This is a genomic window from Streptomyces sp. NPDC088923 (assembly GCF_044749745.1).
Taxonomy (GTDB): domain Bacteria; phylum Actinomycetota; class Actinomycetes; order Streptomycetales; family Streptomycetaceae; genus Streptomyces.
The window spans coordinates 106,001-130,998 of record NZ_JBIVIO010000009.1; the positions used below are offsets into that span (position 1 = coordinate 106,001).

Below are 24,998 nucleotides of genomic sequence, written 5' to 3' on the forward strand. Positions count from 1 at the left end.
CGCTCGCCGCACGCAGTCCCGTGCCGAGCGCACGCGCAGCTCCCCGCCCCGCCACACCCACACCCACCCCGCCTCAAGGAGGCCCCCCATGCCCACACCCGACCCCACCGCCCCCCGCATCGCCGTCATCGGCGCCGGCCCCGGCGGCCTCACCTGCGCCCGCGTCCTCCAGCGCCACGGCATCCCCGTCACGGTGTACGACCGCGACGCGGGCCGCGAGGCCCGTGACCAGGGCGGCACCCTCGACCTCCACGCCGACAACGGCCAGGTCGCGCTGGAGGCGGCGGGCCTGCTGGACGCGTTCTTCGCGAAGGCGCGCCCCGAGGGCCAGGAGATGCGCGTCTACGAGGCGCGCACCGCCGCGCTCAAGGGGCGGCACGTCCCCGAGCCCGATGAGTTGTTCAAGCCGGAGATCGACCGGGGCGTCCTGCGCGACCTGCTCCTCGACTCCCTCGCTCTCGGCACGGTCCGCTGGGGCCACGCGCTCGCGGCCGTCGAGGGCCCGGCCGAAGGCCCCCGTACGCTGCGCTTCGCGGACGGCACGACGGTCGGCGCGGACCTCGTGATCGGCGCGGACGGCGCCTGGTCGAAGGTGCGCCGCGCGCTCTCGGGCGCGCTGCCCGCGTACAGCGGCGTGACGTTCCTGGAGGCGTGGTTCGACGACGTCGAGACGCGCCACCCGGAACTCGCCGCGCTCGTCGGGCAGGGCGGCGCGCACGCGGCGGACGGCGAGCGCGCGATGTTCGCGCAGCGCAACGGCGGCGACCACATCCGCGTCTACCTGATCCGCCGGGTACCGGCCGACTGGCTCGCGGCACGCGGCCTGACCCGCGCCGACACGGAGGCCATCCGCGCCCTGCTCCTGGAGGAGTACGCCGACTGGAGCCCGGCCCTGCGCCGCGTCCTCACGGAGAACGACGGCCCGTACGTGGACCGCCCGATCCACGCCCTCCCGGTCCCGCACTCCTGGGACCCGCAGCCCACCGCGACCCTCCTCGGCGACGCGGCCCACCTGATGCCGCCGCTGGGAGTGGGCGTCAACCTGGCCATGCTCGACGCGGCCGAACTGGCCCTGGCGATCGCCGAGTCGGAGACGCTGCCGGAGGCGATCACGCGCTACGAGTCACAGATGCGCCCCCGCTCCGAGGAGATCGCCGCCCACGTGGAAGGCGCGGCGGCGGGCCTCCTGGAAGCCGGCGAAGGACTCGACGCCCACCACCAGCACCACGACTGACGGACATGAGGCCCACCGCCGAGCGCGACCGCCCGCGCGCGCCGCCCCCCCTCAGATCCGCGACTTCCGGACCGAGTTCCACGCCGCCCCCGCCAGCGCCCGGGCCGACCGGGGGACCGAGAGGTGTTCGTGTTCGCGGTACAGGGCCCAGTTGAAGGGGATCAGGGCGAGCTTGTTGGAGGAGAGGGAGCCGGCCTGGTGGGCGCGGTAGACCGCCAGGGGTTCGCGGAGGGCGCGGGCGTCGTGGCCGTCGCGCATGATCGAGAGCCACAGCCCGTAGTCCTGGCGCTTGGGCATGTCCGGCATGAGGCGGGTGCCGAGCGCGTTGCGGTCGTACATGGCGGTCAGGGCGCCGATGTGGTCCTGGACGAGCATGTCGCGGTAGTCCACGTGCTCCGGCGCCCACACCACGCGCCCGTTGGGCTCGAAGTCGGCGGCCTCGCCCGCGTGCTCCGCCTCCATCTTGTAGTACGAGGTGAACGTGAGCGGTGTTCCGGCCGTCGCCGCGAAGGCGAGCTGCTTCTCCAGCTTCGTCGGCAGCCACATGTCGTCGCTGTCGAGGAACGCCACGTAGTCGCCCTTGGCCCGCGCGATCGCCAGGTTGCGGGCCTTCGCCGCGCCCCCCTGCCGCGGCGCCGCCTCCGGCAGCACCCGCTCGTCCTGCCGGGCCAGCTCCCGCAGCAGCTCCATGGAGCCGTCCGAGGAGGCGTCGTCGGTGATCAGCAACTCGACATCGGCGTGCGTCTGCCCCAGCACCGACCGCACGGCGGGCCCGAGCGTGGCCGCCGCGTTGTGTACCGGCATGATCACGGAAACCAGGGGCACGGCCGTGCTCCTCACTCAGAGCGGAATGGTCATGGACGTAGTCGTCTCCGGCCAAGGCTACGTGCCCCCGCCGCACTCCGGACGCCCGCCCTTCGCGAGCCCGGCCCCCCGCCCCGTTCCTGTCCGCTTGACCCTTCCCCCGCGTCACCCCCCACTCTCGTTTCCGTGACAGAAGCGAGCGGGCAACTACTCAGCGTGGGACGGGTCGCGGAGCTGACGGGCGTGACGGTCCGGGCGCTGCGGTACTACGACGGCATCGGGCTCGTACGGCCCACCGCGCGGACCGGGGCGGGGTATCGCGCCTACGCGCCCGCCGACATCGAGCGACTGCGCTCCGTGCTCGCCTACCGGCGGCTCGGGTTCGGGCTGCGGGAGATCGGGGAACTGGTCGACGCCCCGGACGCCGACGCCGACGCCGACGCCGTCGCGCGGTTGCGGCGGCTGCGCGAGTTGCTGTGCGAGCGGCGGGACCGGACGGCCGCCGCGGTGCGCGCCGTCGACGGGGAGTTGGAGGCGCGGCTCCACGGCACGCACCGTGGGCAGACCGCCGCCTCCGGAGCCCGGTTGTACGAGCGGATCGGTGCCGACTACGTCGCCGACGCGCGCCGCACCGAACCCCGTATCGCCGAACAGGTCTGGGCCGCGCTCGGCGACGCGCGCACCGTGCTCAACGTCGGTGCCGGTACGGGGTCGTACGAGCCGCCCGACCGCGAGGTCACCGCCGTCGAGCCCTCCGCCGTGATGCGCGCCCTGCGGCCCGCGGGGGCGGCCCGGTGCGTCGCGGCCACCGCCGAGCAACTGCCCTTTCCCGACCGCAGTTTCGATGCCGCCATGGCCTTCAGCACCGTCCACCACTGGCGTGATCCCCTCGCCGGGCTGCGCGAGTTGCGGCGCGTCGCCCGCCGCGTCGTCGTCTTCACGCACGACGCGAGCGACGCCGCCTGGCGCCATCGCTTCTGGCTCAGCCGCGACTACCTTCCGGAGGTCGCGGGGCTCGTCACCGGACGCCCTCCGGTCGACGCCCTCGCCCGTGCCCTCGGCGCCCGCGTCGAACCCGTCCTCATCCCCTGGGACTGCGCCGACGGCTTCTTCGAGGCCCACTGGCGCCGCCCCGAGGCGTACCTCGACGCGCGCGTCCGCCGCGCCGTCTCGGTCTGGACCCGTGTCGGCCCGGCTGCCGAGCTACGGGCCGTGACCGCTCTCCGCGACGACCTCGCCTCCGGCCGCTGGGCCGCCCGCAACCCCGAGATCACCACGCTCCAGTCCGCCGAACTCGGCCTCCGCCTCCTCGTCGCGTAGCGGGAGGGAGGGAGGGCGGGGCGGGGCTCCGGAGGGTTACGCCCTCCGGAGCGGCGTCCCGTGCGTCGCCGCGCGGTGCCGCGCCAGCAGGACGCGGCAGTCCGTCGCCGCGCTGTAGTCGAACACCGCCTCCGCCCTCCGCTCCCGCTCCGCCAACTCCGCGCACCTACCGCACACTTCAGCCTCCCGTACCGCCACCGTCGCCGTCCTCACAGCCGGTCCCCCTTGCTCCGCGCGTTCGCCCGCGCCGTCCCGCCCCGCAACTTCTCCTCCGGGTCCGCCGGCCGTACGTCCCCGGGCGCCACGCTCCACTCGCACCCGCCCCGCACCGGCCGCAGCCACCACCTCCCGCCCATCGCCCCCTGGAACTCCGCCACTTGCCCCCGCACCACGTCCACCACGAGCGCCCCGCGCTCCGGTGCCCCCACGTGCTGCGCCGCCACGTCCCGCTGCCGCGCCTGTGCGCCCCTGCTCACCACCGACGCGAGCCGCAATGCCTCGTGCGCCCCCAGTGCCTCCACCCGCACTCCGGGCGTCTCCGCCCGCGAGGCCGCACGCGTCACCTCCGTCTCCACCCCCGCCAGCCACAGCGCCCTCCGCAGCAGGCCCGCCGCCCTTTCCGCCTCCTCCCACGGCTCACCGAACGTCGTCACCGGAGCGGGCGGCTCCAGCAGCAGCGCCAGGTACGCCGCCACCTCCGGCCGCAACGGTCCGCAGAAGACGACTTCCCGCCCGTCCTCTTCCGCCAGACTGACGGGCACGTCGAACCCCCGGGCCAGCAGCGCGAGATGGAGCGAGGAGGCGCACTCCGTCGCGTCGGGCGGGGCGGGCGTTTCGGGTGTTGCCGTCATTACCGTGAATCCCTTGTGCGGTGGTACATCCGGATAAGAGAATTTCCTCAGCTACTGAGGGTGAGTACAGCGTCTCTGTGGGGTAGGTAGCGGTGCAATGGGTGACACGTGACATCGGCGCGGCGTCACTGATCATCAGGGCAGCGAGAAAGGGCCCGCATGGCAAAGGTGAAGCGGCTCAGGAACGGCGAAGGAGCCGGTACGGGGCGCTCGGGACCGGCGGTCTGGGGCCGCATGGCGGCCCACTTCCGGACACAGGCCGGTGTGACACAGGCCGACCTGGCACGAGCGCTGAGCGTGGAACGCTCACTCGTGTCCAAGTTCGAATCGGGCGACCGCGTCCCGGACTTGAAGCACGCGGAGGACGCGGACGCGTTTCTCGGGGCGGGCGGGGTGCTGGTCGAGCTGTGGAAGGAGACGGACTGGTATCCGCAGGTCGAGCACCCGGACTGGTTCGAGCGCAGGGCGAGGATGGACGCGGAGGCGACGGCGGTCTACGAGTACCAGACGCAGACGATTCCCGGCCTGCTCCAGACCTACGACTACGCCCTCGCGTTGTTCGGGCAGGTCGAAGTGGACGAGGTCGCCGAGGAACGAGTGCGGGCCAGGCTCAGCCGTCAGGTGCGGTTCCAGAAGAGCGATGGGCCCACGCTCGTCGTGATACTGGACGAAAGCTGTCTCCGGAACGTCATGGGCAGCCCGGCGATCATGCGCGCTCAATGCGAGCACCTGCTGAACGAGGCCAGCCGGATGCACGTGCACCTTCACGTCGTCCCGGCCGCGTCGCCGCATCTGGTTCCGCCGAAGACGTCAATGACCTTGCTGACGTTGCCGGATGGCGAGCGTTGGGTCTACTCCGAGTCGCTCGACAGCGGCCATTTCATCGGTGATCCGAAAGCCGTCGCGAGGCATCAGCAGACCTATGATGTGCTGCGAGCCGACTGCCTGTCGGTTTCGGACTCCGCAGCCCTCGTCGGGGACGCGATCGAAAGGTACGACCGGGATGCCCAAGCAGAACCTCAGCTCGCTCACATGGGTCAAGAGCAGCTACAGCGGGAACGACGGCGGCAACTGCATCGAAATCGCGTCCGGGTTCCCCGGCCTCGTCCCCGTTCGTGACAGCAAGGTCGTGGACGGCCCCATCGTGACCGTGGGCGCTGCGCAGTTTTCGGCGTTCCTTGAGGGCGTCGTCAAGTCCGCGTAAGCGGATGGGCGTTGTTTGAAGGCCACTTCAAGGCGGGTAGATCCGCGCCGAGGTGGCCTTCTTCGTGTCCGAGGGGAGTTCAGGCGTGGCGATGACCTGGAAGCGGAGCAGCTACAGCGGCGACGACGGCGGGAACTGCGTCGAAGTCGGCTTCGACTGGCGGAAGTCGAGCTACAGCGAGAACGACGGCGGCAACTGCGTGGAGATCGGCGCCCACTGGCAGAAGTCGTCCCACAGCGGCAACGACGGCGGCGACTGCGTCGAGATCGGCACCGTCCCCGCCTCGCCCCACCTCCTCATCCGCGACAGCAAACGCGCCACCGAGCCCGCGACCCCGGTCCTCCACCTCAGCCCCGCCGCCTTCACCGCGTTCCTGACGGCCGTGTCGTCAACGTGACGCCCGGCGTGGGGTCCCTCCTTCGGGCGGGAAGCGGGGCGCCGACGGGGGACCGCCGCCGCCCCGCCCCGGGGATCAGTCGCAGGCGCCGATCCCCATGTAGTTGTCCACGACGACCGTGCTGCCGATCTTCATGTACGAGTACGTCTGACCGCAGTAGCCCTTGTTCTGGTACAGCGGGCCCGCGTACTGGCTGAACGTGCCGGAGTCCTCGACGTCCGGGGTCGCGGTGTAGTTGTCGGAGAGCTTGAGGCGCATGGAGTGCGCCGTCCCCGTGTCGTTGAAGAAGACGGCGCAGATCGGGCGGTCGTAGTAACTGCTGCCCGTCGTCTTGCCGTTGGTCCACGTGTACGTCGTGCCGTACGTGCCGTAGCGGGCGGCGCTCACCGAGGTCGTGTAGCCCGCGCCGCAGACGTTCGCCGCCGCAGCCGCGACGCCCGCGTCGGCGGCGATGATCCGCTTGGTCTCGGCCGAGGCCTGCGTGTCGACCGCGACGCCCTGGATCGAGACGGTGGCGGTCGGGGTCTCGGCGGCCGAGGCGGCCGGGACGGCGAGCGTGAGGGCGAGGAGGGCGGCGGCGACGCCGCCCAGACGAGTGGCGGCTCTCATGGGGAACTCCTTCGGGTGGGTTCGTTCGGTCAGTGCGCGCGCTGGGTGAACTTGCGGGCGGCCTCGCGGCGCGCCGGGGTGAAGACGTCGACCGTGCCCGCGCCCCGGCCGGGGGTGTCCCGCCAGGTGGTGAGCTTGCGGGCCACGCCCCGGACCTTCGGGTGGTCCGGGGCGAGCGCGACCTCGAAGTGGGACTCCTGCGGGACGTCGAAGTCCCCGCCCCAGGCCACGGCGCCGTCCAGCTCGGCGAGGATGTCCCGGACCACGAGCAGCTCGTGCGCGTACAGGCCGCCCCGCACCCCCTGCGGGTACGCGTGCGGACGGATCGCGAGCGCCGTGCCGGAGAGGTGGTTCGACTCGTACGGCTGCCGGACCGCGCGGTCCGTGCGGTGGCCGGTGACGTCCCCGGTGCGCAGGGCGTCGATCTCGTAGTGGAAGCGGCGGGCGACGTGGAGGAGCAGTGTCGCGGCCTCGCCGTCCGCGAGCCGGACCGTGCGCCCGCTGCCCTCGATGGTGTGCTCCTCGGCCTTCGCGAGGATCTTCCAGCCGTTCGCGGAGGTGGAGCCGCGCCAGCGGGACTCCCCCGCCGCCGCCTCGGTGCGGGGCGCGGCGGCGGCCACCGAGGGGGTCAGGCCGAGGAGCGCGGTTCCGGCCGCCGCTCCGGCGACGCCGAGTACGCGGCGTCTGCTCAGCTCGTTCATGAGGTGCCCTTCTCGTGCATGAGAGTCCCCTGCTTCCGGGATCGGCGCCGGGCGAGGGTCAGCCGCGCGGCCCAGGCCAGCGCGAGGAGCGCCAGCACGGGGAGCGCGACGAGGACCGGGTTGACCCAGGCGGGGACGAGGTCGTAGCCCGCGTGGCACTTGTCGTGGAGCGGGAACCAGCGGGTGTATTCGGTGAAGTGCGCCCTGCGGTAGGCGCGGTCGTACTCCTGACCCGCCCGGTGGCACGCCTCCTCCGGGTCGAGCGAGGCACCCGCGAGGGAACCGGCCAGGTAGACCGGGACGGCGCAGAGCAGGAGCAGCAGCGCGGTCCAGACGAACCAGCCGGGCCGTGAGCGCCACGTACCGGAGAGGAGGGGGAGTGCCCAGAACCACAGGGCGGCGAGCAGGAGGAGGAGCGGGAGGAGGAGGACGGCCATCGGACGATTCTGGGCTCTCGGTGACTGCCGGGCTGCCGCTACCCCGCCGCTACCGTGCCGCAGCCCGTCGCGCGGCGGCCTTGCGGAAGGTGTTCAGGTTCGCCTTGTACTTCGCGGCGAGACTGTTCTCCAGGCCGATCAGGGCGAGTTGGCGGTCGGAGAAGCCCTGGCAGAACAGCGCGAGCTTCTCCGTGTTGCCGGGCAGCAGGACGTAGTCGGCGGGCAGGGCGGCGCCGGCGCCGGTGATGAGCGCGAGCCGGGCCAGATTGACCTTGGTGTCGGTGGGGCCCGCCAGGATGTCCCAGCAACAGGCCCGCGCGTTGGTCGCGTTGACCCAACGGCGCTCGAAGTGGTCGCGGAAGCGGTTGAGTCCGCCCCCGTCGACGTAGTGCTCCGTCATCCACTGCGTGATGGTGCCGCCGTCCGCGACGTGCTTCGCGAGCAGGTAGCCGTCGACGTCCTCGACCATGTCCGTGTAGCCGAAGCTGGAGACGGTGCCTGGGATGGCGAGCTTCGCCTCGCAGAAGGTCGTGGGCGAGGCGTACTCGTCCACGGCGTTCCGCCAGTCCGCCCAGAAGGTCATGATGTCGCCGCCCCACCCGGCTATGTCGCCGCCGGTGGACTCGCCCTTGTCCGAGGGGTCGGCGTTCGTCAGGAAGCCGTTGGCGGTGGCCATGAGGTGCGCGGCGTCGAGCTGGTAGCCGGTCACGGTGTCGGTGAAGGTGTCCTCGACCTTCACGCCGCGGTCCTCGCAGTACGCCACGAAGTCCCCGTCGTAACTGTCGGCCAGGTACCACCACTTGACCCCGCGGTACTTCTCGTGCCGGATGTACTCCATCACGAGCTGGCTCGCGTTGGTGCCGGAGCCCGAGGACGACTTGTAGGCGGTGGCGAGGTCGTAGAGGCGCTGCACGTAGGCGATGTACGTGTCCGCCGGACCGCCCGTGTCGTTCACCGAGCCCACGCCCGGCTCGCCGCCGCTGCGCCAGACGTCCCGGTCCAGGTCGAAGGTGTCCGAGCCGTTGGTGACGGCGAACTCCTTGATCTGGTTGATCGCCCAGTTGGACGGCAGCGGATAGCCGAGGTTCCCGGAGAAGCCCCAGGACATACCGGAGACGAAGGAGTACCGCGCGCCGGTCTTCTCCGTCACGTTGGTACACACGTTGCGGGAGCCGTAGACGCCGTGGAAGTACTTCTTCCCGCGGCTCGCGAGCCCGGCGACGACGCCGTTGAAGTACGGGACGACGCCGCCGTCGGGGGTGCCGTCGATCTCCCACTGCTGGGCGTCGTAGTCGACCGCGAAGTAGATCGTCGTGCCCCGGTTGAACCCGTAACCGGTCGCGAGATCATGGGCGTTCAGCGCGTGCTGGAAGCCGTGCGTGTAGGTGAAGTCGGAGAGCTGGCGGGCGTTGTCCTGGTAGATCGGGAAGACCCGCAGCCCCGCGTCGAAGATGCGCTGCAGTTCGCCCGGCTTGATCTCCTTGTCGAGCGTCGAGCCCGGCGGGTCGTAGAGGTAGCGGCCCACCAGCCGGAAATCGTTGTCGTGGAGCCAGCGGGCGCGCGAGGCGGTGATCTCGAACCGCGTGTCCGAACCGGTCGCCGCGCGGTCCGCGTTGCCCATCGAGACCAGGAGCTGCGACCAGGTGTCGTACTCGCCGACGCCGTAGTTCGCGTCGTTCTTCCCGTAGAGCTGCGAGAACTCCTGGAAGATCCCGACGAATTCGGCCGTCTTCGCGTCGAAGGAGTCCTTGAAGGTGGTCCGCACCTCGGAGTCGTCCTGACCGTGCAGGATCACCGGCTCGTTGAAGACGCAGGCGGCGGTGAAGAGCTGCACGAAGATGCCCGAGTCGCCCTGGCGCACGGTGTGCGTGCGCAGGCCCGCCTGGGTGCCGGGGCCGAAGTTGCCGTTGGGGCTGAGCCCCAGTTCGTACTGGATCGCGATGACGAGCGACTTCTGCACGTCCCGCGAGTAGATGCCGTCGCACGGGCCGATGGAGTAGGCGTCCCGCTGCCAGTAACGGCCGTTGAGCCACTGCTGGATGGCCCGGATCTTCTCCGTGCCCCCGGCGACGACGACGTAGGCGTCCATGTTCAGGATGCACTTGAGGATCTGCGGCGTGACGGTGCCGCCCTCCGTGCCGGTGCCGCCGTCCGGGAGGCCCATGTTGACGCGGAGGGATTTCACCGCCTCCGTCGTGACCGCGCCGAACTCCCCGAACCCGTTCGCGCCCCAGTAGCCCTTGCAGAACAGGCCGTGCTGGATGATCCGCACGATGTTCTCGTTGCCGCTCCAGCCGAAGCCGATCTCGCCGAGCGCCTGCACCTTGGCCATCGTGGTGGGGCCGAAACTCGCGACCACCGGGGAGATGCCCAGTTCGTGCTGAAGGCCCATGATCAGGGCGTACATGGTGGACCAGCCGGTCTTGCCGTCCTCCGGACACGGCTGGTAGCCGGCCACGCCGCCGTATGTCGCGTTGACCCATTTCTGGGCGTCGAGCACCTTCTCGTCCGCCACGGAAGTCCCCCCGGGGTATGTGGAGCTCACGCCTGGTGGTGGGGCGTGAGGGTGCCGTGCGCAGGGTGGTACCCGGCCGGCGACCGCGCTCACTCAAGCCCATGCGGGGCGGGGTTGAGAAGAGGAGGAACCGTGACCCCGGGATGAGGGATCACGGAGTGTGGCGTGGAGATCCGAGGTCTCGGTCTATATGCGGATTCCCGGGTTTTTCCCGGCTTCGACGGCCTACGACCGGTGGGCGACAGACCGAAAACCGGTCAGGTGGCGGGCGGTGGGGTGGCGGAAGGCTTGCAGGTGGGGGGCTCGGGGGTGTTGCGGTCTGTTGTTTTCGGCCACGGGGGCGGGAGGTGTGACCTGACGGAGGGTGAGTGTGAGTCGGGTCACAAACGGGGGGTGCGGGTCACGACGGGGGGTGCGGGTCACGACGGGGGGCGCGGGGAGGTGTGGCGGGCCAGGGCCGTGATCAGGGTCGGCCAGAGTTCGCGGGGGCGGTCGTGGCCCATGTCGGGGACGAGGAGGAGGCGGGCGCCGGGGACGAGCCGGGCGGTGCGGCGGCCGCCGCTGGGGTCGATCAGCGTGTCGTCGAGACCGTGGATCACCAGGGTGCGGACGGTGAGGGCGCGCAGGCCCGCCGCGCGGTCGCCGCTGAGGATCATCGCGCCGAGCTGCCGTGCCGTACCGGCCGGGCAGTGCCCCCGGTCGTAGGAGCGGGCCGCCAGTTCGCGCAGCGCCGCGAGGTCCCCGTACCGCCGTGAGGCCCACACCAGTTCCCGGTCCGCCGAGGCGATGTAGCCCTCGCGGTCGGCCGGCCTCGGCGCGAAGAGCGCGGCCTGAGCCCGCGGTGTCGAGTCCCCGTAACCCGGCTCACCCGTCGAAGACATCATCGAAGTGAGGCTCAGCACGCGGTCCGGGTGCTCGATCGCCATCGTCTGCGCGATCATGCCGCCCATCGAGGCGCCGACGACGTGCGCCCGCTCGATGCCGAGCGCCGTGAGCAGCCGCATCCCGTCCCCGGCCATGTCGCCGAGCCGGTACGGCACCATCGCCTTCGCCGCCTCGATGTCGCGCGCGTTGACCGCCGCGACGAACGCGCCGAGCTCCACCGGGTACGCGTCGAACTTCGTCGAGCGCCCGCAGTCCCGGTTGTCGTACCGGATCACGTACCGGCCCTGAGCGGCCAGTTCGCGGCAGAAGTCCTCGTGCCAGGAGATCATCTGCGCACCGAAACCGGCGACGAGGAGGACGGCCGGGTCGGCGGGATCGCCGAAGGTGTCGTGGGCGAGGGTGACGGGGCGGGTGGTGGCGCTCATGGGGACAGCTTTTCAGGGGGGAGGGGGTGGGGGCATCCGGGTTGGGGAGGTTGGGGGTGGGGAGGGGCGTGGTGGCGCTTCGTTCCGGCTCCGGGCGGGGAGTCGTCGCAAGTGGGGCCCGGGGTCAGGTCGTTCGGCTCGGATCGTCGGTCAGGACGGCCGCGGTCATGGTGAGGTGCCGGACCAGGACCGCCGTCGCGGTGTCGGCGTCGCGGGCCAGTACCGCCTCCTCCAGCTCGCGGTGTTCCCTGGGGCCGTCCCGGTCCGGGTTGCGGTGGGCCGACCAGCGGCGGGCCAGCTCGCTCGCGGTCCACAAGCGGTCGAAGGTCTCCAGCAGGGCCTGGTTGCCGCACCCCTCCAGCAGGCTGCGGTGGAAGGCCCGGTGCGCCTCGGCCCACGCGGCGGTGTAGTACTCGCTCTCCTCGGGCGCGTACGCCGGGGTACGCACCAGGCGGTGGTGGGCGGCCCGTACCCGCGCCTCCCAGTCCAGGTCGCCGCGCTCGATGGACATGCGCAGGATGACGGGTTCGACGGACCGGCGGGCTTCCGCGATCTCCTGCCAGCGGTGGTCGGAGAAGGACGGGACCGCGAAACCGCGGTTGGGCAGCCGGTCCGCGAGCCCCTCGCCGACCACCCGCACCAGAGCCTCGCGCACCACGGCCAGGCTCACGCCCTGCTCCTTGGCCAGATCCTGTGGCTTGAGGGAAGCGCCGGGGGCGTGCTCCCCGCGCATGATCGCGTCCCGCAGGTGGGCGTAGACCCGCTCGGAGAGCATCTGCTTTCCGGGCGGGGATGTCTGCTTCCCCGGCGGGGACGAAGGCGGCGGCGTCGGAGGCATGCGGGCCACTCTAGACGATGAGGTTGATAATCGATTATCGGTGTTATGGTCGATTCACTGCGCCGATGGGTGCCTTCGACAGCCGATGAGGACGCCTTCGTCGAGCCGCTTGCGGGCGCCTTCACCGAGCCGCTTGCGGGCGTGTTCACCGAGCCGCTTGCGGGCGCCTTCGTCGCAGCTGACACACCCGCCTGACAGCACCACCCGAATCCCCGGAGACACCAGCACCATGCACCTCGACGCTCTTCCCGACTCCTCCCGCACCCACGAAAGCCCGATCGACCTCGACGCCGTACGGGACGTCAGCCGCGCGGTCAGCGCCGCCCACCTGTTCATCTACCTCGCCCCCGAGAGCGCCGAGGAGGCGGCCGGGCTCGGTGTGACCGACCGGGGGGCGGCGTATCTGGCCTTCCGGTCCGCCGCCATGGGCGCGGTTCCGTGGCAGATCACGCTCGCGGCGTTCTACAACTTCAGCCCCCGGGCCGTACGGGCCATGGCGGGCGTGTGGGAGGCGGCGCCGCCCGAGCGGTGGCAGGCCGCCCGCTTCCGGGCCGCCGCACGGGCGATGCGGCGCGTCGGCGTACGTCTCCCGGACGACCACCTGGCCGAGGCGCGCGCGCTGATCGACCCGGTCGTCGCCGCTGCCGACCACGCGGGCAAGGTGCTGGCCGCCGCGAACGCGTCCGTCCCGCTTCCTGCCGACCCGCTCGTCGCGCTCTGGCAGCAGATCACGGTGGTACGCGAGTGGCGCGGGGACGCCCATCTCGTCGTACTCGCCGACAACGGCCTCGGGCCGTGCGACTGCCTCGTCCTGCACACCGCGAGCGGCGGCCTCCCGACGGCCCTCGCGCGCGCCACCCGCCAGTGGGACGACGAGGAGTGGCGCGCGGCGACGGCACGCCTCGCCGCGCGCGGCTGGCTCGACGCGCACGGCGCGATCACCGAACTCGGCGGCGCGGCACGCGAGCGTATGGAAGTGGAGACGGACGCGCACTGCGCCGCGCTGTGGCAGCCGATCGGAGACGCGGGCGCCCGCCGCCTCGCCTCGCTCATCACGCCGATCACGGAGGCGTTCGGGGCGGCGGGGGTGGGGCGGGCGGGGTGAGGGGCTTCAGGAGATGGGTGGTTGCGGGCCGCTGGGTGAGAGGAGCGAGCCCCACCGGCGTCGGCCCGGAGTTCATGGCGTCGGGTGTCCACCGGCGGACGTGCGGATCGCCGTGGTGGCCAGTGTCGTCCACGGCATCGTGAACCGGCCGCCGAGGCCGTCGATCGCGGTGCCGACCTCGCGCAGGACCTCGGAGAGCTGAGCGGGGGCGAGGCGGGTGAGGCCGCCCGTGGTGGGCAGGAGGTCGAGCCATTCCTCGCGCGTGCAGGACTGTTCCCAGTCGAAGCGCCACTGTTCTGGGGCCGCGAAGTGACCGGTCGCGCGGAGGGTGGCGGCGTACTTCTCGTATCCCGCCTCGTAGAGGCTGAGCGGGCGGCGGGCGGGCTGCCCGCTCAGCGGGGAGCCGGGGGCCACGCGGCGCAGCGCGGCGGCGAGCGGTTCGGCGAGCGCGGCCGGTGGCTCGTAGACGTGCCCGAAGATCGCGAACCGTCCGCCGGGACGCAGCAGTTCCGCCACCTTCTCCGCCCCCGCGACCGGGTCGACCCAGTGCCAGGACTGGGCGGCGACCACCAGGTCGAAGGTCCTGCCCACCGGCTCCCAGGTCTCGAACGTCGCGATCTCCACCGGCAGGCCGCGCGAGCGGGCGAGACCGGCCATACGGGCATCGGGCTCGACGCCGAGGACGGAGCAGCCGGCCGCCTGGAACTGGCGGGCGGCGATGCCGGTGCCGGTGCCGATGTCGAGGACGGAGAGGGGGGTGGGGGAGGGCGCGGGTGCGGGGGGTCCGGGGGGTGCGGGGGGTGCCGGGGGTGCGGCGGTGGGGTCGGTTGCGGTGAGGCGGGTGAGGAGGGCGGCGGGGTAGGCGGGGCGGGCCCGGTCGTAGCGGTGCGCGTCCGTGCCGAAGGACTCGGCGACGCTCCGGGCCTGGTGGGGGGCTTGGGCGGCTGCGGGGCGGGGGCCGTCCGCCGGGTCGCGCGGTAGAGTGGGCATGCGCCCACATTAGTGGGCGTCCGCCCACTTGCCTAGGGGGCGGGGGGAGCGCGGGGACGAGGAGAGGGGCGGGGCGTGCCGACCGGGGTGCATCTGCGAGACGCACGAGGGCAGTTGTTCGACGCCGCCGAACGCGTACTGCTGCGAGACGGCCCGAACGCGCTGACGAGCCGGGCCGTGACCGACGAGGCGGGCTGCGCCAAGGGCGTCCTGCACCGCTACTTCCCCGACTTCGACGCCTTCCTCGCCGCGCTCGTGCGCGACCGGGCGGCGGCCCTCGAAGAGGAGACGCGGGCGCTGGGCGCATCCGTGGGGACGGGGACGGTGGCGGGCAATCTCACCCGGGCGCTGCTCAGCCTCTTCGGCCCGGTGCCCGTGGCGATCATCCCGCTCATCACCTTCCGCGACGCCCTCCGCGCCCGGCTGCGGGAGTCCGACCCCCGGGGCGGCATCGCGATCCTCGCGCAGGCCACCACCGCGATCTCGGCCTACCTGACCGCCGAACGCGCCCGTGGCCGCCTCCCGGCCGATACCGACATCGACGCGCTGACCCTGTCGCTCGTCGGCGGCGGCCACCTCCTCTTCGCAGACCGCGACGCGGACCCACCGACCGAGGCGACGGTAGGGAGGTTCGTGGCGGGGGTGGTGGGGTGAGCGGGGGACCGCGCGTCGGCGGGCGGGGCGTACGGTGCGGGCCGGGGGACCGGGGGGCCGGATGCCGGGGAGCTGCGGACGCGCGGGGCCGGTAGGCCGGGGGCCGGGGGCGGCCGGGTGTGGTGTTCGGCGCTGCGGCCCCGCCCCCTACCCTCTCCCGTCAGCTGATGTCGATCGCCGCACCGGGGCGGGACGGGCCCGCCTCGGGGCGGTCCTCGGTGGTGGCGAGGTTGCCGCGTACCGAGTCCAGGATGGTCAGGCCCTGGCTCACCAGCCCTGCGGCGATCTCGCCGAGGCCGTCCGCGCCGTTGAGGACGTTGACGTTGGCGCCCGAGAGGCCGCCCGCCGCCTCCTTCACGATCATCGGGAGCTGGTCGATGAGCATCCGGTCCAGGGCGACGCGGTCGTTCGACGCCGCCGCCTCGGCCTGGACGCGCATCCGCTCCGCCTCGGCCTGCGCGACGAGCCTGATCCGCTCGGCCTCGGCCTGCGCGGGCTTGACCACCTCGGCGACGAGCTGCTCCTCACGCAACTTCGCCTGCCGCTGGGCCAGTTCCGTCTGCGCGGCGAGCACCTCCTGTTGCGCGTGGGCGAGCGCGAGCGGCCCGGCCTGCTCGGCCGCCGCCCGGGCCTGATCGACCTCCGCGTTGTACTTGGCCTGCACGATCGCGGTCTCGCGCGCGTACTCGGCCTGCTTGCGGGTCGCCTCCTGCTGCGCCTCGGACGCCGCCTGCGTGGCCTGGGCCTGCGCGATCTGCGCGGCGCGCTGGATGTTCGCCTTGTGCGGCGCGGACATCGCCTCGATGTACCCGGTGTCGCCGTCGTCGATGGACTGGATCTGGAGCGAGTCGACGTGCAGGCCGATCGAGGCCATCTCCGCCTTCGAGGTGTCGAGCACCTCGGTCGCGAGCTTCTGGCGCTCGGTGACGATCTCCTCGACGGTCATCGAACCGATGATGCTGCGCAGGTGACCGGCGAAGATCCGGCCCGTGAGGATGGACATCTGGTCCTGGTCGGAGAGGAAGCGCTGACCGGCGTTGACGATCGACTCGACGTCGTTGCCGACCTTGAAGGCGATGACCGCGCGCACGGTGAGGGCGATGCCCTGGCGCGTCACGCACTTCTCGACGACCTCGGACTCGGCCATCGCGAGCGAGAGGAAGCGGGACTTGCGGATGATGGGCAGCACGAGCTTTCCGTGCCCGGTCACGACCCGGAAGGGCGCGCCGCCCAGGCCGCGCTTGCCGCCCGAGATGAGCATTGCCTGATCGGGCGCGGGTACGCGGTAGCCGAACATACGGTGATTCCCCCCGAGTTGAATGGTTCAGGTGAGCGGGCCGAGGAGCCCGTCGAGCGGATCGTCCCAGGGCACCACATCGATCTGTCGCGTACCGCGCGAGCCGACGACGAGCACGCGGGTGCCGCGCGCGATCGGCGCCTCGGACCAGGCGAGGAACAACTCCCGCCCGCCACGCACCTCCACGAGCACCTCCCCGGGCCCCACGGAACCCCGGGTGGCCACGACGACCTCCCCCGTACACCCGAGCACCGCGTCATCCGACGCCAACGAACCGTCCCCCGGACCGTTCCGATACGAACGCGTGCAGGGTAAGGCGCCCGGCGCGCGGTATCCATCCCGATCGCGTCATGGATGGCCCATGAACGGACCATGATTTCGCGGGCGGTACGGGACGTGCCCGCCTGCCCCGTTCGGACGGACAGCCGTCACGTGCTCGTACCCGCGCGGTGGTCGTAACGCCTTGTCCGGATGGGTAACTCCCTTTGCAGACGCGCCACTTCCACCCCCAAGGGAGTCCCCCGTGCCCCACCTCGCGAGACGCCTCGCCACCCTCGCCGCGCTCAGCGCCGTCACCGTCCTCGCCACCGCGGGGACCGCCCTCGCCGGTCCGCCCGGTGCCCTGCCCGAGAACGCGAGCGCCATGGAGAAGACGTACGAACCGGACTACGACTACGACAAGGACGGGTGCTACGCGAGCACCGCGATCGGCCCGGACGGCACGCTCAACGGCGGGCTGAAGATCGGCGGGGACGTCAACGGGCAGTGCAGGGACGCCTCCGACCTCGACAACGTCAACGTCTACTCCCGGACGAAGTGCGACCACGACTGGTGCGCCATCGTCTACGCCTCGTACTTCGAGAAGGACCAGGCCGCGCTCGGCGGCGGCAGCGCGGGGCACCGGCACGACTGGGAGCACAACGTGGTGTGGGTGCGCGCGGGCCGCGTCGAGTACGTGTCCACCTCGCAGCACGGCGGGTTCGTCGTCCACGCTGCCAACTCCCTGCCCTTCGAGGGGAATCACGCCAAGGTCGTCTACCACAAGGACGGCATCAGCACGCACTGCTTCCGCTCCGCCAAGAACAACGGCGGCGACGAGCCCCCCGAGAACCACAAGGGCACCTGGCAGCGTCCGCCGGTCGTCGGCTGGGACGGCTACCCGCCCGGCATCCGCGAGAAGTTGACCTCCGCCGACTTCGGCTCCGCCACGCTCGGCATCCGCGACGACACCTTCGGCAGCCACCTGGAGAAGGCGAAACCGGCGGGGATCGCCTTCGACCCGTACGCGTAGGGGGGACGGGCGGGGGGCCGGTCCACCCGGCGCCCCCCCCGCCGCCTCCCGGACGGCAGGCTGGTCGCCCGCGCTCTCGTGGATGACGCGGGCGACGCAGCTTTGCCGGAGCGGCAAACGTGGTTGCCTCTCGCGCCGGGGTTGCCGCACGGTGGCGGCACCGGAACGAGAGGTGGTGGTCGTGATGACCGAGATACGAGAGCGGTACGACGTCGTGGTCGTGGGCGGCGGGCCCGCCGGCCTCGGCGGAGCGCTCACGCTGGCACGGGCGCGGCGCTCCGTGCTCGTCGTGGACGCGGGCGAGCCGCGCAACGCGCCCGCCGAAGGGGCGCACGGCGTGCTCGGCCTGGAGGGCATCAAGCCCACCGAACTGCTGCGGCGCGGGCGCGCCGAGGTGCGCGGATACGGGGGCGAGGTCGTCGCGGGCGAAGTGCTCGACGTGACGCGGGACCGCGAGGGGTTCGTGGTGGCGAACGCGGACGGGACGACCGTACGGGCGCGCGCGGTGCTCGTCGCGAGCGGGCTCGTCGACGGGCTGCCGCAGGTGCCGGGGCTGCGGGAGCACTGGGGCGGGGACGTCGTGCACTGCCCGTACTGCCACGGCTGGGAGGTGCGCGAGCGGGCGATCGGCGTGCTCGGCACCGGGCCCATGTCGCTGCACCAGGTGAAGCTGTTCCGGCAGTGGACCGACGACCTCGTGTACTTCCCCGACCGCCAGCCGGTGCCCGAGGACGAGTGGATCGCCGCGCGCGGCATCCGCGTCGTGCCGGGCGAGGTGGCGGGCGTCGAGAGCGACGCGGAGGGGCGGCTCAGCGGCGTGCGGATGGCGGACGGCACGTTCGTCCCGCGCCAGGCGCTCGCGGTCGCGACCCGGATGGAGGCCCGCGCCGGCTTCCTCACCGGCCTCGGCCTGACCCCCGTACCGCACCCCTCCGGCATGGGCACCCACATCCCGGCCGAGCCCACCGGCCGCACCACGGTCCCGGGCCTGTGGATCGCGGGCAACGCCACGGACCTCTCCGCCCAGGTCGGAGCCTCGGCGGCGGCCGGAGTCATGGCGGCGGCCCAGCTGAACATGGAACTGGTGGAGGCCGACACGGACCTGGCGGTCGCGGCCCACCGCGCCCGGGAGGTCTTCTCGCCCGCGTCGGAGGCGCGGGTGAGCGCGGCGGTGGTGCGGGGGAGCGAGGGGTGAGGTCGTCCGGGCGCGAGTGAACCGGGGAGGGATGCTCTCGCGTCCGTTCCGGCATGGGACAGCGCGGGGAAGCGATGCTCGGTTGCCTCGGGCCGGTGGTGGGCGCGGCCTTGGGAACCGGGGTGTGGTGGTGGCGGGCACAGGGACGGGTGCGGCGCTTCGAGGCCGCGGCCGATCCCTGGGTACTGGCGGAACTGCCGTTGTGCCTCCTGGGGGGCGCGGTGCTCGGGGTGTTCGGCTGGGCGGTGGTGCGTGCGGTGGGTGCGGTCGGACGGGGACGGCGCGGCGAAGGGCGGCGCGGCGAGGGGCGCGAGTACGGGGCGTGAGCGGGGCGGTTGCCTGGGCCTGGGCCGACCTCTCGGGCGTCAGGCCTGGTGCCGCACTCGTTCCGTGACGGGGTTGAGCAAGACGTGGGCGTGCATGTCGTGCCAGCCGTCCGTGTGGCGGGCCGCGGCGGCGCGGGTGGCTTCGAGGGGGTAGCCCGCCTTCGTCGCGACGCGGCACGAGGCGGTGTTGCCGGTGGAGTGCTGGAGGACGAGGCGGGCGAAGCCGCTCGCGAAAGCCCACTCCGTCAGGGTGCGTACGGCGCGCGGGGCGAGGCCCTTGCCGCGCGCGGCAGGGGTGGTCCAGTACGCCACCTCGCCCTCGCCGTCGAGCGCTTCGATCCGGTTGAGGGCGCAGCGGCCCAGCAGGGTCCCGCCGGTGGCGATCGCCCACTCCGCCCTGGTCTCCGCGCGCCACGCGTCCCGCCACCCGGCGATCCACTCCGCCGCCTCCGCCGTCGAGGCGGCCCGGCGCGCGTGCCAGTACTGGATCGCCGGATCGTCGTACGCCTCCCGTACCGCCTCCGCGTCCCCCTCCTCCCACGGCCGGAGGACCGCTTCCGTCCCGGGGAGGGGGAGGACCGGCTGCGGGTGGCCGGAGAAGGTGCCGGGGGGCAGGGTCAGGGGCATGAGGTGAGGCATGGGCGCATGGTGTCGCACGACGCGCGGTCCCCGCACCCGCCTTTCAGGCGCTCGAACCCGGGCGCGCGATCATCAGGACCGTCACCGCGACCCACAGCAGGTTGAAGACGCCGGTCAGCATGCCGAGGCGCGGCGCCGCCCAGGCTCCTGTCGCGGGGCCCTCGCCGGTCAGCGCGTGTTCCTGGCCCGGCAGGATCGCCAGGACGAGGACGACGGCCGCCAGCGCCGTCAGCGCGATCGACGCGCCCACCCACGGGTCCCCGAGCACCCCCATCGTCGCGCCGGTCGCGAAGCCGAGGACCGGTACCGCGAGGGCCGCGGCGGCGTAGACGCGGCAGACGCGGTGCAGGAGCGCGGGGCCCGAGGAGGCCGCCTCGCGGCGGTGGTACGCGGGGAACATGCTCGCCGCGACCGCCACCGGGCCCACCGCCAGGATCGCCGCGACGACGTGCAGGGAGAGGAAAAAGGTCTTCACGGGACGTGGACGCTACGGGGGGACACCGCTCGTCCCCAGTGGCAAAAGTGCCAGCCTGCGCCGACTTTCCGCCACACGCCGCGAAAGGCGGCCTTTGCCGCTTTGACCTGCGGGAATCCTCGGCCGCGAAACGTGGGCGAGGGGAACTGACCGCCCGCGCCGCAGTACGTTCGTGCCATGCACATCGTCGCCGTCCTCGCCCTCGACCAGGTGATCCCCTTCGACCTCTCGGTCCCCATCGAGACCTTCGGGCGGACGCGGCTGCCGGACGGCCGCGACGGGTACCGGGTCGTGGTGTGCGCCGAGACGCCCGGCGAGGAGGTGGCCACCGGGGCCTTCGCGCTGCGCGCCCCGTACGGCCTCGAAGCGCTCCGTACCGCCGACACCGTCATCGTGCCGGGGACCGCGACGCCGCTCGCCCCGCTGCCCGGCTCGGTACGGGACGCGCTGCGCGCGGTGGCCGCGCGCGGGACGCGGATCGCCTCGATCTGCACCGGCGCCTTCCCGCTCGCGGCGACCGGGCTGCTCGACGGGCTGCGCGCCACGACGCACTGGAGCGCGGCGGCGCTGCTCGCCGAGACGTACCCGGCCGTCGAGGTCGATCCCGACGTCCTCCACGTCGACAACGGGCAGTTCCTGACCTCGGCCGGAGCCGCCGCCGGGCTCGACCTCTGCCTGCACCTGGTCCGGCGGGACTACGGCTCCGCCGTCGCGGCCGACGCGGCGCGGCTCTCCGTCATGCCGCTCGAACGGGAGGGCGGGCAGGCGCAGTTCATTGTGGCGCCGCTGTCGGCGACGCCGAGGGGCGCCGAGCTGGAGCCCTTGCTCACGTGGCTCGAAGCGCACCTCGACGAGGAGGTCACCGTGGAGCGGATGGCGCGGCGGGCGGGGACGAGCACGCGCACCCTGATCCGGCACTTCAAGGAGCAGACGGGAACGACGCCGTTGCGCTGGCTGCACCGGGCGCGGGTGCGTAGGGGCCAGCACCTGCTGGAGACGACCGCGTACTCGGTGGAGCGGATCGCGAGACAGGTCGGCTTCGGCTCCGCCGGGGCGTTCCGCGAGCGGTTCAAGCGGACGACAGGGGTCAGCCCGCAGCACTACCGGCGGGCGTTCGGGGGAGGCGCGGCGGCGTGAGGCGCGGCGGCGTGAGGGGGCGAGGGCGAGGGCGGGGGCTCGCTCGCGAGGCGGCTCGCGCGGGTGGGGGACCCGCGAGGTGAGTGAGCACGCACTCACCTCGCGGGCGGGGGTCACCAGCCCTGGTGGTTCCAGCCGCCGTGGTTGCCGTGGTGCCAGTTCGGGGCATCGGCGTTCACGCACGTGTTGCCGAAGGCCGGGTTGAGGAGACCGATGACGTTGACCGTGTTGCCGCAGGCGTTCACGGGGACGTGGACCGGCACCTGGACGAGGTTGCCCGAGAGGACGCCGGGCGAACCGGCCGCGAGGCCCTGCGCCCCGGCGTCGGCCGAGGCGGCCCCGGCGGCTCCGACAATGGCCGCGCCGGCGGCGAGGGCGAGGCTCGCGGTCCTGATCACGCTTCGCATGGGGATGCTCCGTTCCTGACCCGCGCGGGCCGCGCCGATCGCGGCGCCGTCACGAGGCGAGGCCGCCTGGGGGGACGGCCTCGTGAAGGGTCCGGAGCGGGGCGGTGGGGGGATGGGTGGAGTCACCCGTACGGGTGCACGTGTAAACGCGTGGCCCCCGGCCCGTACCGCTGCCTAGGCTCCCGGCCCATGGACAGTGAGCTGAGCGCCGTCGTCTTCGCCGAGCGGCCCGATCTGCATGAGGAGTCCCGGACCGTACTGCACCAGGTGTGGCCCGAGTTCATCTTCCACGACGCCGCCTCGGAGTGTTGCGTCCCGCTCGTCGAGCGGTACTTCCCCGAGTTCGACCTGCTGCTCGTCGAGGGCGAGGGCGAGGGCGAGGGCGAGGGTGCGGGCAACGTGCTTGTGGTCGCCGGTGGTTGGGGGGTGCCGGTGCGGTGGGACGGCTCGTACGAGGACCTCCCGGCCGGGTACGACGGCGCGCTCGCACGGTCCGTCGCGCAGCACGAGGACGGCGTCGCGCCCGACACGCTCGTCGTCATGGCCGCCGCCGTCGACCCGGCGCTCAGGGCGCGGGGGCTCGCCGGGGCGCTGCTCACCGCCCTGCGCGGGAAGGCCCTCGCCGCCGGGCTCTCGCGGGTCGTCGTGCCCGTGCGGCCGACGCTCAAGGCGCGCTACCCGCTCACGCCCATGGCCGAGTTCGCGGGCTGGACGCGGGACGACGGGCTGCACCTCGACCCGTGGGTGCGGACGCATCAGCGGCTCGGGGCGCGCGTGCTCGGGGTCGCCGAGGACTCGATGGTCATCGAGGGGACGGTGGCGGAGTGGGAGAAGTGGACCGGTATGGCGCTGCCGGGGAGCGGCGGTTACGTGGTGCCCGGGGCGCTTGACGTGCTGAAGGTCGACCGGGCGGCGGACCGGGCCGTGTACCGGGAGGCCAACTTGTGGATGCGGCACGTGTGAGGACGGGGCCCGCCGTCAGGCGTGGCGGCGGGCCCGTACCACCGAGGCCACCGCGCCCGCCACGCCCGTCGCGCAGCCGATCCCCACCAGCCACCAGGAGGCAGTCGTCAGGGCGTGGGTGAGGGCGTCGTAGCCCGCCCCCGCCGCCGGGCGGGAGAAGCCGGAGGGGATGCTGCCCAGGGTCTGGTCGCGGCCCACCATCAGCGTCAGGCGCAGGACGACGCCCGCGAGAGCGACGCCGAAGGCGAGGAACGAGAGGGCGCGGAGCCTGCGGTGGGCGAGCGCGACCGAGACCCCGCCGAGGACGAACGCGGCGATCGCGGGCCACGGCCCCGCCGTCTCGAAGGCGTGGAACACCTTCCGCGCCGTGCCCAGTTCGCGGGACTCGACGAACGTGATCGACGTGTCCGTGTCCGGGATGCGGTCCGCGTACGGGACGTGGTTGTCGATCAGCTGCTGCTTGACCTGCTTGGTGACCGGGCCCAGGTCGATACGGATGTCGCCGCCCGAGCCACGGTCGCTCAGCGCGTCGAGCACCGCCGTGTGCGCGCCGCGCGCCGCCGCGTCCCACGCGTCGCGGAACGCGGGCGAACCCGTGAAGGAGACCGCCGCCTCCCGTACGAACTCCCGCCCCTGGTCCTGGAGCGGCCCGAGATCGATCTGTCGCATGACCCCGTCCGTCACCGCGTCCGCGACCGCCTCGCGCACGTCCCGGTTCGACGCGAGCGGCGAGACGGCGTCCACGAAGGTGTCCGTGTCCCCGATCTCGTACTTCGCCCACACGGAGAGCGCCCCGGCCGGTACGCACACACAGGCCACCACGGCGAGCACCACCGCGAGCACGGCCCGCACCACGTACCCCGCACCGCGCCCCCGCACCCGCGCCTCGCCCTCCGCCACCGCGCCGCCTCCCGCAAGCCCTCGTGAATCCGTACGCCTGAATCCGTACGCCAGATGAATCCGTACGCCTGAATCCGTACGTCGTGCACTTCCCGCACCTACCCAGGCAACGCGCACCCGCACGCGCGCGCCAGTCCCATGGGCGTACGGGTGAGGAGCGGGGACGGGGCGGGGACGCGGCCGGGACACGCCCCCGACCGGGGTAATGAACATATCGGGCGATTGCCGCATGATCTGCTGCCGGAGCCGTCCGCCGCCCCTGAACCGACCCTGACGGGATGCCCCTATGCGCCACCGTCTTGCCGGGACGAGTACGAGTACGAGTCCGACCGTGCGCGCGAGCGGGGCGGTGCGAGTCGCCGTCCCGCCACGCACGAGCGCTCTCGTCGTTCTCGCCGTGCTGTGGCTCGCGGCGCCCACCGCCACGGCCGCCTCCCTGCCACCCGCCCCCTCGCCCGTCCCCGGCACCGGTTCCCTCACGCTCGTCGAACGCGTCGTCGGGGGGCCGGACGGTACGGCGCGGGCGGAGGAGTGGACGGTGGCCGCGCGGGGACCCGTGGAGATCGAGGGCGCCCACGGCTCGCGGGCGGTGACCGGGGCGCGCGTCCCGGCGGGGGACTACCGGCTCACCGAGTACGGCGGTCACCCCGGCTACGCGTCCACGCTGTGGCACTGCGCGGGCCGCGCGGGTCCGCTGCCGACCGGCGACGGGAAGGTCACGGTGGCGGCGGGGGACGCGGTGCGGTGCGCGGTGACGAACAGGCCGGTGGTGGGGGGCGCGGCGGGGAGAACGGCGGGTGCGGGGGGCGCGGAGGGGGCGGGGGCAGGGCTGCCGGGACCCGGCGGGAGCCGCGCACCCGACGCCACGTCCGAGCGCACGGGGGTCTCCGCCTCCGGGCCTGCCTCCGCCTCCGGTCGGCTCGCGGACGCCGGGGACGGGGAGGCGCCCGGGGCCGGGCTCTTCCTCGGTGTCGTGTCCGGGGCGCTGTGCACGGTCGGACTCGGGTTCCTCCTCGTGCGGAGGCGGCTGCGGGGGTGAGGGTGGGGGTGGGGGATGTTCCCTAGGGGTGTCCCTTACATGCGGCTTGTCCCCCCTGGGGCCCTCAACGCGCGACGCGGCGCGGGTGTTCCCGGCTGCTGGCGCACGGTTCGGTAGACCGAAGTGCGGTGCGCGGAGGTGCGGTGCGCGGAAGCGGGGTCCGCCACAGTGCTCGCCGAGCGGCTCCCCACCCAGCGGCACCCCGCCGCCGTGCTCCCTGTCGAGCGGCACCCCGCCGCCGTGCTCCCTGTCAAGTGGCTCCCGCCGAGCGCTCCCCGCCGCCCCGCTCCCCGCCCAGCGGCTCCCGCCGCCCCGTACCCCGGCCAGCGGATCCTTGCCGAGTGGCTCCCCGCCCAGCGG

29 protein-coding genes are annotated in these 24,998 nt (G+C 73.0%); 14 read left to right on the forward strand and 15 right to left on the reverse strand.

The window, feature by feature from the left end; all coding sequences use genetic code 11:
- Positions 1-88 precede the first annotated feature (88 nt).
- Entirely contained in the window at positions 89-1,234 is a 1,146-nt protein-coding gene (locus ACIP4O_RS26940; protein WP_401578323.1) for an FAD-dependent oxidoreductase, read from the forward strand.
- 51 nt (positions 1,235-1,285) lie between these two features.
- On the opposite strand, the gene ACIP4O_RS26945 is transcribed toward ACIP4O_RS26940, so the two are convergent.
- Positions 1,286-2,059, reverse strand: coding sequence for a glycosyltransferase family 2 protein (locus tag ACIP4O_RS26945; RefSeq protein ID WP_401578325.1), 774 nt, complete (start codon positions 2,057-2,059; stop codon positions 1,286-1,288).
- 165 nt (positions 2,060-2,224) lie between these two features.
- Between ACIP4O_RS26945 and ACIP4O_RS26950 the strand changes: the two genes are divergently transcribed.
- Positions 2,225-3,358 (forward strand): MerR family transcriptional regulator, encoded by a 1,134-nt coding sequence (locus ACIP4O_RS26950; RefSeq protein ID WP_401578327.1) that lies wholly within the window; start codon positions 2,225-2,227, stop codon positions 3,356-3,358.
- A 209-nt stretch (positions 3,359-3,567) separates the two neighbouring features.
- Here the strand turns inward: ACIP4O_RS26950 and ACIP4O_RS26955 are convergent, their stop codons facing one another.
- A complete protein-coding gene (locus ACIP4O_RS26955) occupies positions 3,568-4,209 on the reverse strand; it encodes a hypothetical protein (RefSeq protein WP_164291366.1) in 642 nt (213 codons plus the stop codon).
- Positions 4,210-4,368: 159 nt separating this feature from the next.
- Here ACIP4O_RS26955 and ACIP4O_RS26960 point away from each other — a divergent pair, with 159 nt between their 5' ends.
- The 3 genes from ACIP4O_RS26960 (at position 4,369) to ACIP4O_RS26970 (ending at position 5,810) form a co-directional block, all read left to right on the forward strand.
- Entirely contained in the window at positions 4,369-5,328 is a 960-nt protein-coding gene (locus tag ACIP4O_RS26960) for a helix-turn-helix transcriptional regulator (RefSeq protein ID WP_401578329.1), read from the forward strand.
- Positions 5,291-5,413, forward strand: a complete 123-nt coding sequence (locus tag ACIP4O_RS26965; RefSeq protein ID WP_361329686.1) for a DUF397 domain-containing protein — start codon at positions 5,291-5,293, stop codon at positions 5,411-5,413. The genes ACIP4O_RS26960 and ACIP4O_RS26965 overlap by 38 nt, the downstream gene beginning before the upstream one ends.
- An 85-nt stretch (positions 5,414-5,498) precedes the next feature.
- Positions 5,499-5,810 carry a DUF397 domain-containing protein gene (locus ACIP4O_RS26970; RefSeq protein ID WP_401578331.1) on the forward strand — a complete coding sequence of 104 codons (312 nt, stop codon included), beginning with the start codon at positions 5,499-5,501 and terminating at the stop codon, positions 5,808-5,810.
- A gap of 75 nt (positions 5,811-5,885) precedes the next feature.
- On the opposite strand, the gene ACIP4O_RS26975 is transcribed toward ACIP4O_RS26970, so the two are convergent.
- From ACIP4O_RS26975 to ACIP4O_RS27000, 6 genes are all read right to left on the reverse strand, one after another.
- Entirely contained in the window at positions 5,886-6,419 is a 534-nt protein-coding gene (locus tag ACIP4O_RS26975) for a hypothetical protein (protein WP_401578333.1), read from the reverse strand.
- Positions 6,420-6,448: 29 nt separating this feature from the next.
- A complete protein-coding gene (locus tag ACIP4O_RS26980) occupies positions 6,449-7,120 on the reverse strand; it encodes a hypothetical protein (protein WP_401578335.1) in 672 nt (223 codons plus the stop codon).
- Positions 7,117-7,557, reverse strand: coding sequence for a hypothetical protein (locus ACIP4O_RS26985; protein ID WP_401578337.1), 441 nt, complete (start codon positions 7,555-7,557; stop codon positions 7,117-7,119). Before ACIP4O_RS26985 ends, ACIP4O_RS26980 begins: the two co-directional genes overlap by 4 nt.
- Positions 7,558-7,606: 49 nt before the next feature.
- Positions 7,607-10,072 (reverse strand): glycoside hydrolase domain-containing protein, encoded by a 2,466-nt coding sequence (locus ACIP4O_RS26990; RefSeq protein ID WP_401578339.1) that lies wholly within the window; start codon positions 10,070-10,072, stop codon positions 7,607-7,609.
- 419 nt (positions 10,073-10,491) lie between these two features.
- Entirely contained in the window at positions 10,492-11,382 is an 891-nt protein-coding gene (locus ACIP4O_RS26995) for an alpha/beta hydrolase (protein WP_401578341.1), read from the reverse strand.
- A 124-nt stretch (positions 11,383-11,506) separates the two neighbouring features.
- A complete protein-coding gene (locus ACIP4O_RS27000) occupies positions 11,507-12,220 on the reverse strand; it encodes a GntR family transcriptional regulator (protein WP_401578343.1) in 714 nt (237 codons plus the stop codon).
- A gap of 45 nt (positions 12,221-12,265) precedes the next feature.
- Here ACIP4O_RS27000 and ACIP4O_RS27005 point away from each other — a divergent pair, with 45 nt between their 5' ends.
- Entirely contained in the window at positions 12,266-12,415 is a 150-nt protein-coding gene (locus tag ACIP4O_RS27005) for a hypothetical protein (protein WP_401578345.1), read from the forward strand.
- A 34-nt stretch (positions 12,416-12,449) separates the two neighbouring features.
- Positions 12,450-13,325: a hypothetical protein gene (locus ACIP4O_RS27010; protein ID WP_401578346.1), complete on the forward strand. Its 876-nt coding sequence runs from the start codon at positions 12,450-12,452 to the stop codon at positions 13,323-13,325.
- 72 nt (positions 13,326-13,397) lie between these two features.
- Here the strand turns inward: ACIP4O_RS27010 and ACIP4O_RS27015 are convergent, their stop codons facing one another.
- A complete protein-coding gene (locus ACIP4O_RS27015; protein WP_401578348.1) occupies positions 13,398-14,315 on the reverse strand; it encodes a class I SAM-dependent methyltransferase in 918 nt (305 codons plus the stop codon).
- Positions 14,316-14,390: 75 nt separating this feature from the next.
- Here ACIP4O_RS27015 and ACIP4O_RS27020 point away from each other — a divergent pair, with 75 nt between their 5' ends.
- The gene (locus ACIP4O_RS27020) at positions 14,391-14,969 is read left to right on the forward strand and encodes a TetR/AcrR family transcriptional regulator (RefSeq protein WP_401578350.1); all 579 of its coding nucleotides are present in this window, start codon (positions 14,391-14,393) and stop codon (positions 14,967-14,969) included.
- 160 nt (positions 14,970-15,129) lie between these two features.
- Here ACIP4O_RS27020 and ACIP4O_RS27025 read toward each other — a convergent pair whose 3' ends face one another.
- Both ACIP4O_RS27025 and ACIP4O_RS27030 read right to left on the reverse strand, forming a co-directional pair.
- A complete protein-coding gene (locus tag ACIP4O_RS27025) occupies positions 15,130-16,266 on the reverse strand; it encodes an SPFH domain-containing protein (protein ID WP_401578352.1) in 1,137 nt (378 codons plus the stop codon).
- Positions 16,267-16,293: 27 nt separating this feature from the next.
- Positions 16,294-16,536 carry a hypothetical protein gene (locus ACIP4O_RS27030; RefSeq protein ID WP_401578354.1) on the reverse strand — a complete coding sequence of 81 codons (243 nt, stop codon included), beginning with the start codon at positions 16,534-16,536 and terminating at the stop codon, positions 16,294-16,296.
- 253 nt (positions 16,537-16,789) lie between these two features.
- Between ACIP4O_RS27030 and ACIP4O_RS27035 the strand changes: the two genes are divergently transcribed.
- From ACIP4O_RS27035 to ACIP4O_RS27045, 3 genes are all read left to right on the forward strand, one after another.
- Positions 16,790-17,557: an NPP1 family protein gene (locus ACIP4O_RS27035; protein ID WP_401578356.1), complete on the forward strand. Its 768-nt coding sequence runs from the start codon at positions 16,790-16,792 to the stop codon at positions 17,555-17,557.
- Between the two features lie 175 nt (positions 17,558-17,732).
- On the forward strand, positions 17,733-18,752 hold the full coding sequence (locus ACIP4O_RS27040) for an NAD(P)/FAD-dependent oxidoreductase (protein WP_401578502.1): 1,020 nt from the start codon (positions 17,733-17,735) through the stop codon (positions 18,750-18,752).
- 53 nt (positions 18,753-18,805) lie between these two features.
- Complete coding sequence (locus tag ACIP4O_RS27045) at positions 18,806-19,078, forward strand: hypothetical protein (RefSeq protein WP_401578358.1); 273 nt, start codon at positions 18,806-18,808, stop codon at positions 19,076-19,078.
- 39 nt (positions 19,079-19,117) lie between these two features.
- Here the strand turns inward: ACIP4O_RS27045 and ACIP4O_RS27050 are convergent, their stop codons facing one another.
- Both ACIP4O_RS27050 and ACIP4O_RS27055 read right to left on the reverse strand, forming a co-directional pair.
- Positions 19,118-19,717: a GNAT family N-acetyltransferase gene (locus tag ACIP4O_RS27050; RefSeq protein WP_401578360.1), complete on the reverse strand. Its 600-nt coding sequence runs from the start codon at positions 19,715-19,717 to the stop codon at positions 19,118-19,120.
- 43 nt (positions 19,718-19,760) lie between these two features.
- Complete coding sequence (locus ACIP4O_RS27055; protein WP_401578362.1) at positions 19,761-20,192, reverse strand: hypothetical protein; 432 nt, start codon at positions 20,190-20,192, stop codon at positions 19,761-19,763.
- A gap of 177 nt (positions 20,193-20,369) precedes the next feature.
- On the opposite strand from ACIP4O_RS27055, the gene ACIP4O_RS27060 reads away from it, so the two are divergent.
- Positions 20,370-21,329: a GlxA family transcriptional regulator gene (locus ACIP4O_RS27060; RefSeq protein ID WP_401578364.1), complete on the forward strand. Its 960-nt coding sequence runs from the start codon at positions 20,370-20,372 to the stop codon at positions 21,327-21,329.
- A 113-nt stretch (positions 21,330-21,442) separates the two neighbouring features.
- Here the strand turns inward: ACIP4O_RS27060 and ACIP4O_RS27065 are convergent, their stop codons facing one another.
- Positions 21,443-21,736: a chaplin gene (locus ACIP4O_RS27065; RefSeq protein ID WP_361329355.1), complete on the reverse strand. Its 294-nt coding sequence runs from the start codon at positions 21,734-21,736 to the stop codon at positions 21,443-21,445.
- 189 nt (positions 21,737-21,925) lie between these two features.
- Here ACIP4O_RS27065 and ACIP4O_RS27070 point away from each other — a divergent pair, with 189 nt between their 5' ends.
- Positions 21,926-22,699 carry a hypothetical protein gene (locus tag ACIP4O_RS27070; protein WP_401578367.1) on the forward strand — a complete coding sequence of 258 codons (774 nt, stop codon included), beginning with the start codon at positions 21,926-21,928 and terminating at the stop codon, positions 22,697-22,699.
- A 15-nt stretch (positions 22,700-22,714) separates the two neighbouring features.
- On the opposite strand, the gene ACIP4O_RS27075 is transcribed toward ACIP4O_RS27070, so the two are convergent.
- Positions 22,715-23,599, reverse strand: a complete 885-nt coding sequence (locus ACIP4O_RS27075; RefSeq protein ID WP_361329360.1) for a hypothetical protein — start codon at positions 23,597-23,599, stop codon at positions 22,715-22,717.
- A gap of 331 nt (positions 23,600-23,930) precedes the next feature.
- On the opposite strand from ACIP4O_RS27075, the gene ACIP4O_RS27080 reads away from it, so the two are divergent.
- Positions 23,931-24,638 (forward strand): hypothetical protein, encoded by a 708-nt coding sequence (locus ACIP4O_RS27080; protein WP_401578369.1) that lies wholly within the window; start codon positions 23,931-23,933, stop codon positions 24,636-24,638.
- The last annotated feature ends 360 nt before the right edge of the window (positions 24,639-24,998 follow it).

Bases quoted from the DNA above. Each gene is read 5' to 3' on its own strand.
- ACIP4O_RS26940 (WP_401578323.1), top strand. From the start codon at position 89: ATGCCCACACCCGACCCCACCGCCCCCCGCATCGCCGTCATCGGCGCC.
- ACIP4O_RS26955 (WP_164291366.1), bottom strand. From the start codon at position 4,209: ATGACGGCAACACCCGAAACGCCCGCCCCGCCCGACGCGACGGAGTGC.
- ACIP4O_RS26960 (WP_401578329.1), top strand. From the start codon at position 4,369: ATGGCAAAGGTGAAGCGGCTCAGGAACGGCGAAGGAGCCGGTACGGGG.
- ACIP4O_RS26975 (WP_401578333.1), bottom strand. From the start codon at position 6,419: ATGAGAGCCGCCACTCGTCTGGGCGGCGTCGCCGCCGCCCTCCTCGCC.
- ACIP4O_RS26980 (WP_401578335.1), bottom strand. From the start codon at position 7,120: ATGAACGAGCTGAGCAGACGCCGCGTACTCGGCGTCGCCGGAGCGGCG.
- ACIP4O_RS26985 (WP_401578337.1), bottom strand. From the start codon at position 7,557: ATGGCCGTCCTCCTCCTCCCGCTCCTCCTCCTGCTCGCCGCCCTGTGG.
- ACIP4O_RS26995 (WP_401578341.1), bottom strand. From the start codon at position 11,382: ATGAGCGCCACCACCCGCCCCGTCACCCTCGCCCACGACACCTTCGGC.
- ACIP4O_RS27000 (WP_401578343.1), bottom strand. From the start codon at position 12,220: ATGCCTCCGACGCCGCCGCCTTCGTCCCCGCCGGGGAAGCAGACATCC.
- ACIP4O_RS27005 (WP_401578345.1), top strand. From the start codon at position 12,266: ATGGTCGATTCACTGCGCCGATGGGTGCCTTCGACAGCCGATGAGGAC.
- ACIP4O_RS27010 (WP_401578346.1), top strand. From the start codon at position 12,450: ATGCACCTCGACGCTCTTCCCGACTCCTCCCGCACCCACGAAAGCCCG.
- ACIP4O_RS27015 (WP_401578348.1), bottom strand. From the start codon at position 14,315: ATGCCCACTCTACCGCGCGACCCGGCGGACGGCCCCCGCCCCGCAGCC.
- ACIP4O_RS27025 (WP_401578352.1), bottom strand. From the start codon at position 16,266: ATGTTCGGCTACCGCGTACCCGCGCCCGATCAGGCAATGCTCATCTCG.
- ACIP4O_RS27045 (WP_401578358.1), top strand. From the start codon at position 18,806: ATGGGACAGCGCGGGGAAGCGATGCTCGGTTGCCTCGGGCCGGTGGTG.
- ACIP4O_RS27050 (WP_401578360.1), bottom strand. From the start codon at position 19,717: ATGCCTCACCTCATGCCCCTGACCCTGCCCCCCGGCACCTTCTCCGGC.
- ACIP4O_RS27060 (WP_401578364.1), top strand. From the start codon at position 20,370: ATGCACATCGTCGCCGTCCTCGCCCTCGACCAGGTGATCCCCTTCGAC.
- ACIP4O_RS27065 (WP_361329355.1), bottom strand. From the start codon at position 21,736: ATGCGAAGCGTGATCAGGACCGCGAGCCTCGCCCTCGCCGCCGGCGCG.
- ACIP4O_RS27070 (WP_401578367.1), top strand. From the start codon at position 21,926: ATGGACAGTGAGCTGAGCGCCGTCGTCTTCGCCGAGCGGCCCGATCTG.